The following is an 18,910-nucleotide window of genomic DNA, read 5'->3' as shown; positions in this document are numbered from 1 at the left end:
TATTTTTATAGATAAATTATGTAGTAGTAAAATCATACTTTAATTCAATGTTAGATTTATTTTAATTTCAATATTATTGATTTTAAGGTTCTTAATAATGTTAATAGTATGATAATGATGTTAAAGAACAATTTATGAACATTATCCATATCTCGTATTTTTGAAATTTTAAATGCTATAATGCCAATAATAACAACATTTGGTATTTTCGGAATTTTGAGTGTTGTTAATTTATTTGTGCTAGGAGGTGGAGAAATATGGCCAATGTAAAAGAATTACCAGAAGAAGTTATGCAAGAGTTAGAAGCATGTGCTTGCGGATGTGGCATGTTAACAGGTAAAGGTGGTGGATGATAAAATGAAATTTTAGTAAAGTGGAAGTAAATGACAAAAGTGAAAGAATAGCCTGAGGAAGTTGTGCAAGAATAATTATAAACATCCCACTTAAATGGTTAATGAAGAATAAATATAAAAATAATAATTACTACTATTTATTCAATAGTAGTAATTATTATTTATTAAGGGAATTTAGTTAGAAAATTTTAGGGTTTTAAAAGTGATGTATGACTTAAAATAGAAATTTCTGTGTAACTTACTCTTGATGAGTCCAATCAATTAATATAATAAATATTTTTAGAGGGAGAGAATCTGTGTGAAATTGTCCAATGATTTATTAGTAGTAAATAAAAATCAAGATTTTTTAATTTATAATTCAGAGTTTAATAAGGCTTTAATAATTAATAAAAAAACTTATGAAACATTATTTAATAATCAAAATGAACAAATTGATAGTACTAAATTATCCTTTTTAAGTGAGGGAGAAGTAAATATTTTAATTAAGAATGGAATTATAATTAAAAATCAACAAGAATATGAAGAGAACAAGTATATTAAAATTCTTAATAAGAGAGATAATAACGTAGGAATTAATGTTGTATATTTTCATGTTACTCAAAGGTGTAATTTAAAGTGTTCATATTGTTATAACAAAAACAACCTTAATAAACAGGATTTATTAACTACAAATGAAGTAAAAGAAATTTTGTTTAATCTTGCTGAAATAGGGGTAAAAGTAATTAATTTTACAGGTGGAGAAATTCTCTTAAGAAGAGATATTGAACAAATATGTGAATATGCTAAATCGTTAAATTTGCATATAGAAATTTTATCTAACGGTATGCTACTTAATAAAAGAATGGGGTTATTAAATTATGTAGACAAATTTATTATTAGTCTAGATACGTTAAATGAAAAAAATAATCTAAGAGAGGGATTAAATACTTCACTTCTTTTAAGTAACTTACAGAATATCCCACTGGAACATAAACAAAAATTTTCAGTACGCTCGGTATCTTCAAATAACAATGAAAATGACTGGAGAGAGGTGAAGGTGTACGCGGAAAATGTATTAGGAATGAATCACATTTTAGTACCTTTTATTCCGAATAAGGTTGATGAAATGGCTTATACACCAGATTTGAATTGTTTTCCATTAGATAATGAAGATTGTACTTTGAATAGTAGTCTTTGTGGTGCGTCGTATAAAATAATCGCTATTGATTCTGATGGTTCTATTTATCCTTGTCAAACTCTAATAAATCCTAAATATAAGATTGCTAATATAAAAGAAACAGATTGGCTTAAAAAATTGAAAAATTCTACAATTACTGCTCAATTCCAAAATAGAACTGTATTAAACATTAAAGGTTGTGAAACTTGTAGTATTAAATATTTATGTGGTGGTGGGTGCAGTGCCATCTCAGATAATTTTTTTGGTGATATAAATGTAAGTAACGAAGTATTATGTGATTTTCAAAAAAGAATAGCGATGAATAAACTTGAAAATTTATTAATAAAATATGCATGATACAATTAGAAGTATTTTGGAGAAATATTATTTATATAAATATCGCTATTCTGAAAATAATGACCCTATTCAAAATATATTTATCCAAAATGATAAATACTTGAAAATATCTGAAAACAATAATTTTTTTTGGAATTTTTTAGACTTATTGGCGATTGATTATAGAGTAGAAGACACAGAAGTTTATATTATTAAAAACCATTCAAATTATAGAGAATTAGTGGAAGGTTCAAGAATTCTTTCAATCAATAAAAGTAATAATATATTGTATGAACTTATTTCTCAAAAAAATTTTTATGATATTGTTATAGAAGATAAAAGTATGAATAGAAAAAATATTAGATTAAAAAATCCTATTATTAAGGAAGATCAAATAATTAATAACATTAAATTATATGGAAATGATCTTGTAGTTAAATTTCATGATTTAAACGATATAAGTTATATAAATGATTTATTTAACAAAATAGATTCAGTTGATTTATTCGTCTTGGATGTAAGAGATAATCAAGGTGGCTCTTTTACAAATGCAATAAGATTTTTAGAGTATTTTATTAGAAAAGGGCATGCAATTACTTTTTTGGAAGGTAAAAATTCAGAATATAAAGTAACTTCTAAACAAAATAAAAAAATAAATTTTAAAAATTTGGTTATTATTTTTAATGAATTTACAATAAGCTCTGCTGAGGTAATTATTAAATCATTAATTACTGAATTCCCTAATACTGTTTTAATAGGGGAACAAACAGGTGGAAAAGATATTGTAACAAATATATTTTCTTGCGAAGAATATTTTATTAAAGTTCCACAATTTAAATACAAGTTTAATAATTATTTAGATAAAAGTCCAAAAATAGAACCTAATTTCGATTTCGGAAATATAAAAATCAAAAAAAAGTTAAAGGAGCTAGGTTTGATAAGTGAAAAATTTGATTAAAGATAACATAGGATTTGTTATAGTTACTCTCTTTTTGACAATCTTCACGGCTTTATTGACAGTTTCTGTACCTTTACTATTATCTAATGTGTTCAAAAAGAATTATCAACTGAATTATCAAACGTTACTATGGATAATTGTATTCATGATAATAACATATACTATTCAAATATTCATGGTAATTATAAGAGAGAATTTTGCTAAAAAATTCAATTCTAATTATGCAAAAAATCTTTACGGTGAATTGCATAAAATGAAATACGATTCTATTTTATCTAAAGAACCTACTTATTTAATCGAAAGAATAGGACAATCTATAGATTTTTTTTACATGTTTATTTCTAATAGTTTGGTGGGAATTATAAGTAATAATATTATTATTATTATTGCTCTTTTTCTTATATTTAAAATAAATTTGATGTTGGGGATTCTACTACTACTTTTAATACCATTAAATTATTTAGGTTTTAAAGCAATAAATAAAGAATTGCATAAAAAGAGTATGATAATGCAAAAGGAAACAGCGCAAGGATATAAAGAGCTAGTATCCATTTTTAAAAATGTTGATATGGTAAAACAAGAACGTAATATAAATCGCATTAATAATTTGATTGAACCGTCTTTAGAAAAGATTTATCATACAAGAGCCAAGGTTAATAAGTTCGGGCAAAGCAGCAGTCTTATAATCAAGTTAATTAATAATTTTGTGCAAAACTTGTTATTTTTCATCTTAGCTTTTATGATTTATACAAATCAAACATCTGTTAATGATTTAATAATAGTAAGTATTTTACTACCCATTTTCTTCACAGCATTACAAGGATTTACAAATGTGAACTTAGAATTTAGAGATATTCAAGTTTCTAAAGAATTTATAATAGAAGAACTTTTAGCGGAAAAAGAACAAGATGGTAGTGAAAAATTAAATCAAATAAAATCTATATCTTTTCATTCTGTTAAGTCAAATATAGGTAAAAAAACATTTGTATATAATATTAAAGGTGATTATGTAAAAGGAGATATTGTTTTTGTAAAAGGTGCTTCTGGGGCTGGAAAAAGTTCTTTAATGAAATTGTTATTGAAATTTAGAGAATCTGAGGGAATTTTTATTAATGGTTTACCTATTAATAAAATAGAGAATTATAGTTTGAGGGATAAAATTTTTTACCTCTCTCAGGATACAGCAATCCTGCCTTTTAGTATGAAAGAAAATATTCTATTTGGGAAGAAAGATTCTAATATTGATTGGAGTAAAATACAAAATTCGAAATTGCTAAAATCTATTCTTACAAATGGTAAATCGTTAGATATGAAAATCTATGAGTATGGAACAAATTTGTCAGGTGGAGAAAAACAAAGGATAATGCTTTCTAGGCTATTAGTAGAAGATTTTGATGTTATTATCTTGGATGAAGTAACAAGTAATATTGATAAGGAAAGTCAAGAGTTAATTTATAAAACATTATTAAATGATTATAAAGAAAAAATAGTCTTTATTATATCGCATGACTTATATAACGAGAAGTATTGTAACAAAACAATTAATATATCTCCCAATAGGAATTGAATGATTAGGTTTGATGTTTTCAAGTATTCTTTCCCTTTTGAGTGGATAGTTTCTGTATAAGCCCAACGTTCCCTCCGGCGAATTTTTTCAGCTTTTCCTTGGTATGATCCAATATTGATATTCGAATAATCTTATTTTCCAAGGACTTCAATAAAACACTCCAAGCAAAAAAAATTATAGCTGGGACAAAGAGTTTCAACCAACAAAAATACCGAACTATCCAATAAAACGCTCATGAAGTGTTTCGGAATAGTTCGTTTTTTTATTTGTCGTGTTTTGTTAATTTAGAGATTATTTGCCTTTGTTGTCCCAGTCTCATTTTTATTTTCACGAATTAATATGCAGTGTAAGCAACATTTTTGCTATTTACTCCAAATTCTTTTGAATTGGCGATATTAGTACTAGTACAGAATCAGAATTAATTCGTTGTTGATTTTTGATGAACAGCGACGGTATTATATCTGTTTAGGAAAAGTGTTTCTTGGATATATTTTGTTGATTTTTTCCCTTTTTAGTAATTCACTTTCTGTTCCTGTTGGCGTTTTATCCTTGTCACACTAGTTCCATTATGTAATATTTTTTCTTTACTCCACTTAAGTGCCTCTCATTGGGCGATTACAGGTATAAAGCCCTTTAGATATTTATTGCACTCTTATGTCCATTGCTAATTTACTTTTGTTAATATTCATATTTAAATGCTCCATTACTTGTTTAAAATTTGCTAAATCTGAAAGACCATAATTTAAAATTCTGTCTCAATCTCTAATTGAATATGTATACTAACACCTCAGTAATAGTGTGAAATGGAAGGTATTTTTGTACATCTTTATTCAAGCAGGAATGAATGTACGTAATAAAATTAACATTTACCTTCTAATGTAATATTAATCACTAAATACTTCCTTTTAAATTTATGATTAATCTATTTTAAATAGTCTTTTATTTATAATTTTTAGAATATATTACCGTTGCTTTCACATATACTATTTTAAATGCTAATTATTTTTTAGATAAGAATATAATCAAGATGTACGTAAATGGTTAGGTAAAAAGAAATACAAAAAAACGCTTTTTTAATATATTGAAATGGTTGTTTGATTTTTAACACTTTAAACGAGAAAACTATTTGTAAAAAACAAATAGTTAGAAATTACATATACTTTTTTATATAAGAAATAGTAATTATTAACTGTTATGTTAAATGTAATCTCGGAATTCACATGATATTTTAGTAATAAAGTAAACAGGATCAATCTGAAAATATTATATTTAAATAACAAAAACAGAAGAGGATAGGTATAAGGTTAAAAAAAGGGCAAACAATTAAGTAAAGAAAAAGTTAAGTTTATTAAATTATTTTGTAAAGATGTATGGAGTTGATTTGTTTGTATCTTTGTAATATTTAGAAAAATACACTTGTTTTATGTATTATTTCCATATAAAATAATATCACAGTTAATTTTCAGATAATTCAATCATAGGATTGAATGTGTGGAAAAGTAAAAAAATGGTAAATGTGTTAACTGAATATTATTGGAGGTGTTAATAAATCTTTCAATAAAATATAATTCTGAAATAAATTTCATAGCGTTGTAAAAACATTTTTCAAAATATTGAATATAGGAGGGGGAGATTGTTTGAATACAGCAAATGACCTATTAACAATTAGAAATCTCACTACAAGTTTCCGTATTAAAGAAACTTACCACGCTGCTGTAGATGATGTCTCACTTTCGCTTAAAAAGAATGAAGTATTAGCAATCGTTGGGGAATCGGGTTGTGGTAAAAGTACATTAGCGACTACCATTGTAGGCTTGTACAATCCTGTTAATACAAAAGTTAATGGTGAGATCCTTTATAACAATCAGAATTTAACGAATCTGAATGACGAACAATTTAATAGTTTACGTGGTAATGATATTGGTTTTATTTTTCAGGATCCCCTTTCAGCCCTTAATCCATTAATGCGGATTGGAGAACAAATTGAAGAGGGACTAATGTATCATACAAAACTATCAAAGCAACAGCGTGAGGAGAGAGTATTAGAATTATTGAATCAAGTAGGCATTGCTAAACCAGAGCGTGTAGCAAGGCAATTCCCTCATCAATTGTCCGGGGGGATGAGACAGCGTGTCATGATTGCCATCGCATTGTCGTGTAAACCATCTATTTTAATTGCCGATGAACCAACAACAGCATTAGATGTAACGATCCAAGCTCAAATACTTGATTTACTAAAAGCATTACAGTTAGAAACCGAAACAGGTATTATCTTAATTACGCATGATTTAGGCGTCGTGGCAGAAATGGCTGATCGAGTTGCAGTAATGTATGCAGGTGAAGTAGTAGAAGAAGCACCTGTTCAAGAATTATTTACGAACGCTAAACATCCGTATACTCGTTCGTTATTGAATTCTATTCCACAAACACATACTGAAAATGAAAGACTTGAAGTTATTCGAGGTATGGTGCCATCGCTGGTGAATTTACCACGGGAAGGTTGCCGATTTTCAGCTCGAATACCCTGGATTGATGCATCTGCACACGAAAGAAAACCACAATTACATGAAATTGCACCAGGACATTTTGTTAGATGTACCTGCTGGAAACACTTTCGATTAGAGGGTGGAGAAGGAAGTGGAACTGTATGAGCTTTATGCAAATTAGTGATTTAAATGTTCATTACCCAATTCGAGGTGGCTTTTTTAATACAGTAGTCGATAGGGTCTATGCGGTTGATGGCGTCACAATGGAATTTGAAAAAGGGAAAACATACGGTTTAGTAGGAGAATCCGGTTCTGGAAAATCGACAACAGGTAAGGCCATTATAGGTCTAGAAAGAATCACGTCGGGTCAAATTTTTTATGAAGGTGAGAATGTTACAAACAAGCGCAGAAACCGTAATTCAGCTTACAACAAAGATATTCAAATGATTTTCCAAGATTCTCATTCGAGTATGAATCCTCGAAAGCGTGTTTTAGAAATTTTAGCAGAGCCTATTCGTAATTTTATGAGGCTTAGTGATCAAGAGGAACGTAAGCGCATAAAAGAGTTACTAGCGATAGTAGGAATGTCTGAAGATGTATTGTTAAAGTACCCACATGAATTTTCAGGTGGTCAAAAGCAACGTCTTGGAATCGCTCGTGCGGTTGCTTGTAATCCGAAAATGATTATTGCTGATGAACCAGTATCTGCACTAGATTTATCTGTACAAGCACAAGTACTGAATTTTATGAAAGACATTCAGAGTGAATTTGGACTTAGTTATTTATTTATTTCGCATGACCTAGGTGTCGTGAAGCATATGTGTGATCACGTAGCTATCATGTACAAAGGACGCTTTGTGGAAACAGGCACTCGAAAGGATATATACACGAATCCACAACATATTTATACAAAGCGCCTGTTATCAGCTATTCCTAATATTGAGCCCGAAACACGTTTAGAGCGTAAAATAATACGTCAAAATGTCGAGGCCAATTATCAACAGGAACAGCATAAATATTATGACGAGCATGGCAAAGTATACCCATTAAAATCTATTTCGGATACGCATAAAGTGGCGATGTCCGACATTGAACGGGGGGGTATATAAGATGTGGAAAACAATAGTTAGACGTGCGTTATTGATGATTCCTCAGATGTTTGTATTAAGTCTTTTTATCTTCATATTGGCAAAACAAATGCCAGGAGATCCATTTACGGGGCTTATTACACCAGAGACAGACCCTTCAAGGCTTGAGGAGCTTCGTCAACAAGCAGGTTTCTATGACCCTTGGTATGTTCAATATTACCACTGGATCGCAAACGCTTTTCAAGGTGATTTCGGAAAAAGCTATACATATAAAATTGCAGTTTCCACACTTATTGGTGAGCGCGGATTAAATACATTCTGGCTTTCATTACTCAGTGCAATTTTTGTATATTTGATTGCGATTCCATTAGGGGTGTTGGCAGGTCGCTACCAAGAATCATTTTTAGATAAATCTATCACCCTATATAGTTTTATAAGTTATGCAATACCAACATTTGTATTATCGCTCATTTTCGTATTTATTTTCGGATACAGACTCATGTGGTTCCCGACTAGCGGAACTGTGGATGTGGGACTTGAACCGGGTACAATGGCTTATTATTGGAGTAAAATCTATCATATACTTTTACCTGCTATTACGTATGCTATTTTGGGTACAACAGCCATTATTCAATATTTACGCTCAGAAATAATAGATGCAAAAACACAGGATTATGTGAAAACGGCTCGAAGCAAAGGTATCCCAATGAGAAAAGTCTACACTAGACATATTTTCCGTAATTCCTTACTACCAATCGCAGCCTTTTTAGGGTTTACAATTACAGGTTTATTAGGTGGCTCTATTTTCATTGAAACAATTTTTGGTTTCCCAGGAATGGGTCAGTTGTTTATCAATTCAATCATGAGTCGAGATTATAGTGTTATTACGGCACTAGTTATGCTTTATGGCTTCTTAACATTATTAGGTAGTCTATTGTCTGATATTATTATGAGCATTGTTGATCCACGTATCCGCATAGACTAACGACTAAAATAATGTTTAAGGAGAGGTGAATTCAAATGGAACAACACAATAATGAAACAGTCAAGTTTGATAACTCTCCACCGACGGGGATACAAGTCGTTTTACGAGAGTTTAAAAAAGATAAATTAGCAATGATATCCTTTTTCGGGATAACTTTTCTAATCATTGCATTTTTAGTCGCTGCCATGTTTTTAAATCAAGAAGAAATTTTAAAGATTAAACTGTTAGAGCGCTACACTGAACCTGGTGTAAATGGTTATACACTAGGAACAGATGAAGCAGGTCGTGATATGCTAGGGCAGCTAGTAATAGGTGCAAAAAATTCTATTTTAATAGCATTTGCAATTACGATCATTACTAGTGTCGCAGGAATAGGTCTGGGTATTATCATGGGGTATTACGGTGGATTAATTGATAATTTGTTTATGCGAATCACTGAATTCTTTATGACATTACCTAATCTGATGGTCATCATTGTTTTTGTTACCATAATTCCAAAATATGGTGTTCTTGAATTGATTTTAATCATAAGTTTATTTCAATGGATGAGTACCGCACGTTTAGTCCGAAGTAAAGCACTATCGGAGGGGCGAAGAGATTATGTAAATGCTTCTAAAACAATGGGGACAAGTGATTTCGCTATTATGTTTAGAGGTATTTTACCAAATTTAAGTTCTATTTTAATCGTTGAATTAACGTTAAACTTTGCTGGTAACGTCGGGATCGAAACAGGATTGTCCTTCTTAGGGTTTGGTTTGCCGCCATCGACTCCGAGTTTGGGTACTCTTGTAAACTATGCGAGAAATCCAATCGTTTTATCAGAAAAATGGTGGGTATGGTTGCCCGCATCAATATTAATTCTAATCTTGATGCTTGGTATAAATTACGTCGGTCAAGCACTTCGTCGTGCAGCTGACGCAAAACAAAGAATTGGATAAAGGGGAGGATATACTATGAAAAAAAATTGGTTATTACTATCTGTTATCTTTACAGTGATGTTTGTTTTAGCAGCCTGCAATAACGATGGTAAAGAGGCAACTAAAACGGATAATGGCAAAGACAAACCGACACAAACAGAACCTAATAAAGAAGATACAGCTTCATTTCCAATGGAAGTAACAAATGAAGGTGACCCTATTAAAGGTGGTACGTTAAAAGTGGCGCTTGTAACGGACACTCCTTTTAAAGGAGTTTTCATTCCAGAGTTATCTGATGATGCTTACGATAGTTCAATCTTGGATTATGCAAAAAATGAAATTTTTGAATTGGATGGGGATTTCCGAGTAAAAGATACAGGTATTGCAAAATTAGAAGTTGATAAGGACAATAAGAAGGCGAAGATTACTATTCAAGGCGACGTAAAGTGGTCTGATGGTAAACCTTTGACAGCTGAAGACTTAATTTTCCCATACGAAATTATTGGTCATCCTGATTACGATGGAGTACGTTATAACGACGACTTCAAAAATATTATTGGCGCAGAAGAATATCATGATGGAAAAGCAAAGTCAATTTCGGGTATTAAAAAAATCGACGAAAAATCAATTGAAATTACGTTCAAGAAAGTATCACCAGCTATTTATTCAGTTGGGGATGGGTTATGGGGTTATGCAGCACCGAAGCATCAGCTAGAGTCAATTCCTGTTAAAGATGCCCTAATTGCTTCAGATGCAGTTCGTAAAAATCCTGTAACTCTTGGCGCATTTAAAATTGATAAAATTGTAAATGGAGAGTCCGTTCAGCTTGTAGCGAATGAACATTACTTTAAAGGTAAGCCAAAGTTAGATAAAGTGGTGATCGAAGTCGTTCCTTCAAGTTCAATTGGTGAAGCTATGAAAACTGGTAAATATGATATTGCAGATCATTACCCAACAAATCAATTTGACAATATAAAGGACCTATCAAATATTGCGATTGTAAGCCGTCCAGAGTTGTCATACTCTTATCTCGGGTTTAAAGTAGGGAAATTAGATAAAGCAAGTGGTAAGAATATTTTTGATGAGAAGTCAAAAATGAATGATGTAAACTTACGTCAAGCGGTTGGCTACGCTATGGATATTGAATCTGTTACAGAAAAATTCTATCAAGGTCTACGTGTACGAGCAAACTCATTAATTCCACCAGTGTTTGCATCTTACTATGATGACACGTTAGAAGGCTATCACTATGATCCTGAAAAGGCTAAAGAATTACTAGATAAAGCAGGGTATAAAGATACAGATGGTGACGGAATCCGAGAAGATAAAGATGGGAAAAAATTCACGATTCGTTTAGCAGCAATGTCTGGTTCAGACACAGATGAAGCGATTGCTGAATATTATCGTCAAAACTGGAAAGAAGTAGGGTTAAATGTAGAATTAACTACTGGTCGTTTAATTGAATTCAACAGCTTCTATGATAAAGTACAGGCTGATGATCCAGAAATCGATATGTTTATGGCTGCATGGAAAACAGGTACGAACCCATCTCCGGCAGGTTTATATAGTGAGGGGGCAGAGTTTAACATGAGTCGTTACGTTTCTGCTGATTTAACAAAAATGTTAGAAGACATTGATTCTGAGAAATCAATGGATCCGGAACACCGTGCAAAAGCATTCCGTACATGGCAAGAATATATGAGCGAAACAGCAACGACAATGCCAATGTACTTCCGTACGGAGATGGTTCCAATCAACAAACGCGTGAAAAATTACAATATTGATTACGCAAATACAACAGAACTTCAAACTATTGAATTAACAGCAGATGCTCCATTAAAATAAGCATATTACTGAAAAAACAGTCTTTCTTTGTATATGAGAAAGACTGTTTTTCATAACTAAATAGTTATCAATTTAGTAAAATAATTTAAAAAACAATCGTTGGAAAATTCCAATGGGCGAAGTTAAAAGTGAACACATAACATATACGTATCTATAAGTTACAAGTCTCGAATTACAAAGATGGAAGAAGTGAATTTATGGACGTATAATACATGGCTTTGGACCATGGCATGGATCTGGGAATGCAGAAGCAAATACTGTACTAACACTAATTAAAAATACCGTAAGATATAAAGTAGAAATGAAAAGTTTAATACTCTTTTTCATGTTCAATCTCTCCTTTATGTTTGGCAATTGCATTATAGTATATTAATAGTAATTTTGGAATGTTTTTTGCTGAAAAATCTGTTAATTGGAATATTTCTGAATTATAAGTGTGGTAGATGCCTGAAAAGAACAATGAATTTCATAATAGATTTAGAAGGTATATGTCCAAGCTTTATAGTAAGCTAAAGGATTTATAACATACTAGTATTGATAGGGTATTGAAGCAATAAAAAACTCCCATCACAGTGTGCTTACTGTTGATAGGAGTTAAGGTTATTATCGACTAGCAACCCAAGTTTTCACAAGATCAGCAGTACCATAAACGTAATGCTGCTCGCCAACTTCGTGATATGTTGCGCTATCGTCAACTTCCGTATGCTTGTACGGAATACGTTGACGACGTTTTTCTGACATTGGGTCAGGAAGTGGAATTGCTGATAATAATGATTTTGTATACGGATGAACAGGGTGATTGTAAATATCATCTGCTTTACCGATTTCCATAATTTTACCGCGGTACATAACAGCGATACGGTCGCTGATATACTTAACCATTGATAAGTCATGGGCAATGAAAAGATATGTTAGGCCACGTTCTTTTTGTAGTTGCTTTAATAAGTTAACAACTTGCGCTTGAATAGATACGTCCAGTGCTGATATCGGTTCATCGGCGATAATAAACTTTGGATCTAAGCTGAGCGCACGAGCAATTCCAATACGTTGACGTTGGCCGCCAGAGAATTCGTGTGCATAACGGTTTGCGTGCTCTTTGTTTAAGCCAACAGCCTCTAACAGCTGATTAACTTTTTCACGACGCTCTTTTTTATCTTTGTAAAGACCGTGAATCGTAAAGCCTTCACTAATAATTTCTCCAGCTGTCATACGCGGATTTAATGAAGCGTATGGATCTTGGAAAATCATTTGCATTTCACGATTAAATTTCTTTAAATCATTTTTAGATTTTTTCCCTTGGACGTTCTCACCATCGAAAATAATTTCACCATCTGTGATGTCGTACAGGCGGATAATGGAACGACCAGTTGTCGATTTACCACAGCCGGATTCTCCAACAAGACCAAGTGTCTCACCTTCGTATACATCGAAGCTAATACCATCGACAGCTTTAATAGGGTTACCTGCTGAACCGAAATGCTGCTTTAAATTTTTAATTTCAAGAATTTTTTTTGTGCCCGATTTAGTCATTTGATTGTGCCTCCTTTGCTAAATATCCTTCAATACGTTTAGCAACCGCATCAGGAAGCGGGATTTTTGGTGCGTCAGGATGCATCAACCAAGTTTTTGCAAAGTGCGTTTCACTTACTTGGAACATCGGTGGTTCTTGCTCATAGTCAATAGCCATTGCAAATTCGTTACGAGCGGCAAACGCATCGCCCTTTGGAGGGTTAGTAAGATCTGGTGGTGAACCAGGAATCGTGCGTAGTAGCTCATCATTATCGTTATCTAAGTCTGGCATTGAACCAAGCAGACCCCATGTATACGGATGCTTAGGATTATAGAAAATATCATTAACAGTACCATATTCGACGATTTGACCTGCATACATAACTGCAACTCGGTCGGCAATGTTTGCAACTACACCTAAATCGTGAGTAATGAAAATGATAGATGTTTTCGAATTTTTTTGGATTTCTTTCATTAGCTCTAAAATTTGCGCTTGAATTGTAACGTCTAATGCTGTTGTTGGTTCATCGGCAATTAGAAGCTTTGGATCAGCTGCAAGTGCGATGGCAATTACAACACGTTGGCGCATACCGCCTGAAAATTCATGCGGATATTGAGTATAACGTTTTTCAGGGAAGGGGATACCTACCTGCGTTAAAAGTTCGATTGCACGTTTTTTAGCATCAGCTCTTGATACTTTTTTATGTTGTAAAATAACTTCAGTTATTTGACGTCCGACCTTCATCGTCGGGTTTAAGCTTGTCATTGGATCTTGGAAAATCATTGCAATTTCATTTCCGCGTACTTTTGACATTTCTTTATCACTTAAAGGAACTAAATCACGACCGTTAAATAAAATTTGTCCTGACTCATAAATACCAGGTGGCTGTGGAATTAGTTTCATCAATGCGTTACTCGTAACACTCTTACCAGAACCGGATTCACCAACGATTGCTAGTGTTTCACCTTCTTTTAAGTCAAAGTTTACACCACGAACAGCATGAACAAGTCCTGCGTACGTTTTAAAGTTTATTTTTAAATCTTTTACTTCTAAAATTGTTTTACTCATTTTCGGCCACCTCCTTATTTACGTAGTTTTGGATCTAATGCATCACGCAAGCCATCACCAACTGCGTTAAACGCAAAGATTGTTAGTGAAATGAACAATGCAGGGAATATTAAACGCCAAGGAGCATTTGCAATTGCACCATTACCTTCAGAAGCCATTGTTCCCCAAGATGCAAGTGGAGCAGGAACTCCAAGCCCTAAATAACTAAGGAAAGACTCTGTAAAAATAGCGGATGGTACTGTTAATGTCATTGTTACTAAAATTACACCAAGTGCATTTGGCACTAAATGTTTTAAAATTAAATGCCCTGTGCGTGCACCTAAAGTACGAGCAGCAAGTACATATTCTTGGTTCTTAATAGCTAAAACTTCACCGCGAACAATACGAGCCATTTGAATCCAACCTGTAATAGATAATGCGATAATCATTGGTACAATACCTGGTTTTAATACTACTAAAAGTACAATAACAACTAAAAGGTAGGGTATAGCTGTTAGAACATCTGCAATACGCATCATTATATTATCAACACGACCGCCTGCTAAACCAGAAATACTTCCCCATAATACGCCAATAATCAAATCAATAATGGCAGCAGCAAAACCGATGAGTAAAGAAATACGAGCGCCAGCCCATACTCGAACGAAAATGTCACGACCTAAATCATCTGTACCAAACCAAAATTCTGCCGATGGTGGAGCATTATACGAACCTAGTTGCTCACTATAGTGGTATTGTGAAAACATTGGCACAAAGGTAGCCATTAACACAATACCTATTAAAGCGATTAAACCAAAAATCGCCATTTTATTATGGGAAAAACGAAGAAATACTTCCTTCCAAAAGGAGACAGATTTATCAGCTAATTTATCAGTTGCTTCATGATTTCCGCCAATGATTTTAAACTTATCTTTTTCGATTTGTTGTTGTGTCATTACTTTTTCGCTCCTTTCAGCTTAATTCGCGGATCGATTACACTATATAAAATATCTACGATGAATACCGCAAATAAAAGAATGATTGCGTAGAACACGGTTGTCCCCATAACAACTGTATAGTCACGGTTCGTAATACTTTGTACAAAGTGCTTACCTAAACCAGGAACCGCAAAGATTTGCTCTACAATGAAGCTTCCTGTAACAACACCGGCTGTTAATGGACCTAAATGGGTAACAACTGGTAAAAGGGCGTTGCGTAAAGTATGGCGGAAGACGACTGTCCATTTGCCTAAACCTTTTGCACGAGCCATTTTTACATAATCGCTATTGTTTTGTTCAAGCATACTTGAACGTGTCAGTTTAGCGATAAAGCCCATATGCGAAAATGCAATAGCTAAGGCTGGCAATATACTATAACTAAAGCCTTTCCATCCACTAATCGGGAATAACTGAAGTTTGTATGCAAGGAAATACTGCATGAGACCAGCTAAAATGAAAGATGGAACGGAAATTCCGAGCACCGCAAAGGTCGTTGCCAAATAATCTGGGAACTTATTATGATAAAGCGCTGCCACTACACCGATTAATACACCAAATCCAATAGCTAGCAGCATAGCTTCAATCCCTAAAGTTAAAGATACTGGGAAGCCTTCTGCAATCATATCATTAGTAGAACGCGCTTTATATTTCATAGATTCACCGAAATCAAAAGTGGCCGCATCGATTAAATAATCTTTGTACTGAATATACCAAGGGTTATTTAATCCATACGTTTCGTTTAACTTTTCCTCTATTTGAGGAGGGAAATTACGTTCAGATGCAAATGGGTTACCAGGAGCGAGACGCAATAGGAAAAACGTAGCCGTTACGATGACGAAAAGCGCGAGAAGTATATACATCAGCCTTTTCAAAATATATTTAATCACATAAAACTCCTCCTTCTACTTGTCAATTATCTGACAAATAAGTGCCTTCGTATTTTAAAAAGAGCTGACTCGCGCCGAAGTGGCCACGAGGCAGCTCTCCGCTTAGAGCTTAAAAAGAAATCATTATTTCATCTTTACATATTTAAGATGAATATCACCAGTTGGATTTGGATCTAAGTTTTCGATATCATCATTAACTACTGACAAGTTAGTGTAGTAGTAAATAGGTGCAACTGGGAGTTCTTTCATAATGACTGCTTCTGCTTGCTTTAAGTAGTCAATACGTTTAGCTTCATCTACTTCAGCAATAGCTTTATCTAAGAAGCCTTTGTATTCAGCGCTTTCCCATCCTGTATCGTTATTACCGTTTTTAGCAGTATCGAACATTTCAAGGAATGTATATGCGTCTAGATAGTCAGCTACCCAACCCATACGAGCTACTTGGTAGTCACCAGTGTTGATTTTTTCTAGATAAACTTGCCATTCTGAATTATCTAACTGAGAAGTAATACCAAGTTTTGTTTTCCATTCTTCTTGAATAAATTGAGCGATTGCAGCATGTGCTTCAGAAGTGTTGAATGAAATATTCACTTGAATATCTTTAGGGTCTTTAATGCCAAGTTCTTTCATACCAGCTTCAAGAGCAGCTTTTGCTCCATCAACATCGTTATCTTTCATGTAACCACGGTCATCTTCAAAATTAGGAACTGCTATAGGTACCATTCCTGTAGCTGGTTTTTGTTCACCTTTAGTTACGTTGTCAATTAATTTTTGACGATCGATTGCTAGAGTAAGAGCTTTACGGATATTTGCGTTAGACATAACTTTGTCTTTTGTATTGAATTTGTACCAATAAATAGATGCTTGGTCTTTGATTCTTAAAGATTTATCTTTTTTGAACTCATCAATAGCATTAAGATCTACTGTTTGGAATGGTGCACCGATATAGTCAAGCTCGCCACCTTTATACTTAGTAGCAACAGTTGCTTCTTTTTCAACCATATCAATATTTACAGTATCAAGATCAACATTTGATGCATCCCAATAATCTGCATTTTTTGCAAGAACGATAGATTCATTATGTTTCCAATCGCTTAATTTATAAGGACCATTTGTTACGAAGTTCTCACCTGCGTCTGTGTACCATTCTTTATTAGCTTCAGTCACTTTTTGGTTAACTGGTAAATAAGTTTTGAATCCTGTTAATTCTAAGAAATACGGAGTTGGATTTTCTAAAGTTACGACTAAAGTTTTGTCATCTTCAGCTTTGATACCAACAGCATCAATAGAACCTTTTCCTTCGTTGTATGCTTGAGCCCCTTTAATTGGGTAGAAAATAGAAGCATACTCAGAAAGATTTTCTGGATTTAACGCCCATTTCCAAGAATATTCGAAGTCACCTGCTACAACTGGATCGCCATTTGACCATTTTGCATCACGTAATTTGAACGTATAAGTCTTTTTATCTTCACTTATAGTCCAATCCTCAGCCATACCTGGAGTAGGTTTACCATCAATGTCTGAAACAGTCAGACCTTCAAGAACGTTAATTAGGATTGCGCTAGATGTAGTATCTGTTGCAAGTTGTGGGTGTAAAGATGGTGGTTCTGAAGCGATTGCTAAGTTAATTTCTTTAGCTTTTGAACCAGAATCTTTTTTGCCGTCTGAAGATGAAGAATTATCAGACTTTTCACCACCGAAGCCACATGCAGCTAATACCAGTGAGAATACTGCAAGGACAGTTAATAATAAAAACTTTTTGTTTTTAACCATGTGAATCCCCCTTATACAATTTTAAGCCTTTTGTGAAGCTCTTATTTAATATACCAAAAAATCATTGTGTACAAAATAAAAAAGATTCAAATTTATATAGTATTATCTGACATTTGAGAAGATAATAAATTTTTTCTATTCATCACATTAAAGGATAAAAGCGCTTTCATAACAATAATTTGATATTAATTCGTTCTGAATATCAAAAAAAGAATAAAAATACAGAAATGACTTACTATATCGAAAATTCATATTGTTTAGATAATATTATTGTTATAGTAAAAATGAGTCAAAAGTCATGTATTGATAACATGGGTGGTTGGTGTCGATTTGTAGAAGATTATCGCAAAATCGAGTAATTTCGATTCTTGGCGAGGTGTTTTTTTGCAAATTATAATCTCGAAGGATGAATATTTTTATCTATTAATGATATATAAGAAACTTGTTTTGTATTTTTTTAAGAATATCCAGTATAAGAGAGAACAAAGAAGAGGTAGAGTATATGTATGACAAAATGTGCCACTCTTAAAGAATAAATGTACGTTAGTTAATGAAAATATGTTTTTTTGAAATAATTTACACATTACTGGAATATTCAATATTGTATAAAAAAACGTTGCATGGAATCAATTATATGTGTGTAGGGTTGAGTTTATACTAAATGAAAAAAATACATAATTATCATTACTTTTATGCTGTTGTTTTATGGAGAAGTCCATTTGTCTTGCTTAGGAGGAAAGCTTCTTCATATAGTTACTAAAAATTACGTAAGTGGAAAATTACTTTGTCTATATACGTGGTTAATTCTACCATATTTTAATTGCTAAATGGAGGTTTTCCTAAAAATAAACAGCAAAGTGATTTGAATCAATAATTATAGATGGACGATTTCTTAAGTAAGTAGTGGGTAACCAAAGTATTAAACGATATTAGTCACTATTAGTGTCCTCTCGTTGCACTCACGCTTTTGATCAGAAATGCGGACTAGGACAAAAACAAGCAGA

Annotated in this window: 14 protein-coding genes; 8 read left to right on the top strand and 6 right to left on the bottom strand. The window is 32.8% G+C overall.

All coding sequences use genetic code 11. The annotated features are described in order from the left end of the window. The first annotated feature begins 651 nt into the window (after positions 1-651). From ABNX05_RS05900 to ABNX05_RS05865, 8 genes are all read left to right on the top strand, one after another. Positions 652-1,866 (top strand): radical SAM/SPASM domain-containing protein, encoded by a 1,215-nt coding sequence (locus tag ABNX05_RS05900; protein WP_349658895.1) that lies wholly within the window; start codon positions 652-654, stop codon positions 1,864-1,866. Beyond that, the gene (locus ABNX05_RS05895; protein ID WP_349658894.1) at positions 1,859-2,803 is read left to right on the top strand and encodes a S41 family peptidase; all 945 of its coding nucleotides are present in this window, start codon (positions 1,859-1,861) and stop codon (positions 2,801-2,803) included. The genes ABNX05_RS05900 and ABNX05_RS05895 overlap by 8 nt, the downstream gene beginning before the upstream one ends. Further along, positions 2,787-4,370, top strand: a complete 1,584-nt coding sequence (locus ABNX05_RS05890) for an ATP-binding cassette domain-containing protein (RefSeq protein ID WP_349658893.1) — start codon at positions 2,787-2,789, stop codon at positions 4,368-4,370. The genes ABNX05_RS05895 and ABNX05_RS05890 overlap by 17 nt, the downstream gene beginning before the upstream one ends. A gap of 1,637 nt (positions 4,371-6,007) precedes the next feature. Continuing rightward, positions 6,008-7,021, top strand: coding sequence for an ABC transporter ATP-binding protein (locus ABNX05_RS05885; protein ID WP_349658892.1), 1,014 nt, complete (start codon positions 6,008-6,010; stop codon positions 7,019-7,021). Further along, positions 7,018-7,965, top strand: a complete 948-nt coding sequence (locus ABNX05_RS05880) for an ATP-binding cassette domain-containing protein (RefSeq protein WP_349658891.1) — start codon at positions 7,018-7,020, stop codon at positions 7,963-7,965. The genes ABNX05_RS05885 and ABNX05_RS05880 overlap by 4 nt, the downstream gene beginning before the upstream one ends. A gap of 1 nt (position 7,966) precedes the next feature. Then, positions 7,967-8,929, top strand: coding sequence for an oligopeptide ABC transporter permease (gene opp4B / locus ABNX05_RS05875; protein ID WP_349658890.1), 963 nt, complete (start codon positions 7,967-7,969; stop codon positions 8,927-8,929). A 35-nt stretch (positions 8,930-8,964) separates the two neighbouring features. Beyond that, positions 8,965-9,867 (top strand): ABC transporter permease, encoded by a 903-nt coding sequence (locus tag ABNX05_RS05870; RefSeq protein WP_349658889.1) that lies wholly within the window; start codon positions 8,965-8,967, stop codon positions 9,865-9,867. Positions 9,868-9,882: 15 nt separating this feature from the next. Then, positions 9,883-11,691, top strand: a complete 1,809-nt coding sequence (locus ABNX05_RS05865; RefSeq protein WP_349658888.1) for an oligopeptide ABC transporter substrate-binding protein — start codon at positions 9,883-9,885, stop codon at positions 11,689-11,691. A gap of 195 nt (positions 11,692-11,886) precedes the next feature. Here ABNX05_RS05865 and ABNX05_RS05860 read toward each other — a convergent pair whose 3' ends face one another. The 6 genes from ABNX05_RS05860 to ABNX05_RS05835 all read right to left on the bottom strand — a co-directional run bounded on the left by ABNX05_RS05860 (position 11,887) and on the right by ABNX05_RS05835 (position 17,906). Further along, positions 11,887-12,018 carry a hypothetical protein gene (locus tag ABNX05_RS05860; RefSeq protein WP_349658887.1) on the bottom strand — a complete coding sequence of 44 codons (132 nt, stop codon included), beginning with the start codon at positions 12,016-12,018 and terminating at the stop codon, positions 11,887-11,889. 276 nt (positions 12,019-12,294) lie between these two features. After that, complete coding sequence (locus tag ABNX05_RS05855) at positions 12,295-13,221, bottom strand: ABC transporter ATP-binding protein (RefSeq protein WP_349658886.1); 927 nt, start codon at positions 13,219-13,221, stop codon at positions 12,295-12,297. Continuing rightward, entirely contained in the window at positions 13,214-14,269 is a 1,056-nt protein-coding gene (locus ABNX05_RS05850) for an ABC transporter ATP-binding protein (RefSeq protein ID WP_349658885.1), read from the bottom strand. Before ABNX05_RS05850 ends, ABNX05_RS05855 begins: the two co-directional genes overlap by 8 nt. 14 nt (positions 14,270-14,283) lie before the next feature. After that, entirely contained in the window at positions 14,284-15,204 is a 921-nt protein-coding gene (locus ABNX05_RS05845; protein WP_349658884.1) for an ABC transporter permease, read from the bottom strand. Next, on the bottom strand, positions 15,204-16,133 hold the full coding sequence (locus ABNX05_RS05840) for an ABC transporter permease (protein WP_079560401.1): 930 nt from the start codon (positions 16,131-16,133) through the stop codon (positions 15,204-15,206). Before ABNX05_RS05840 ends, ABNX05_RS05845 begins: the two co-directional genes overlap by 1 nt. Positions 16,134-16,256: 123 nt before the next feature. Further along, entirely contained in the window at positions 16,257-17,906 is a 1,650-nt protein-coding gene (locus ABNX05_RS05835; RefSeq protein WP_349658883.1) for a peptide ABC transporter substrate-binding protein, read from the bottom strand. Between the last annotated feature and the right edge of the window lie 1,004 nt (positions 17,907-18,910).

It is taken from the genome of Lysinibacillus zambalensis, assembly GCF_040183165.1.
GTDB classification, from domain to species: Bacteria; Bacillota; Bacilli; order Bacillales_A; family Planococcaceae; genus Lysinibacillus; species Lysinibacillus zambalensis.
Note: the sequence above shows the minus strand (reverse complement) of the source record. Positions and strands in the feature narration are given on the sequence as shown.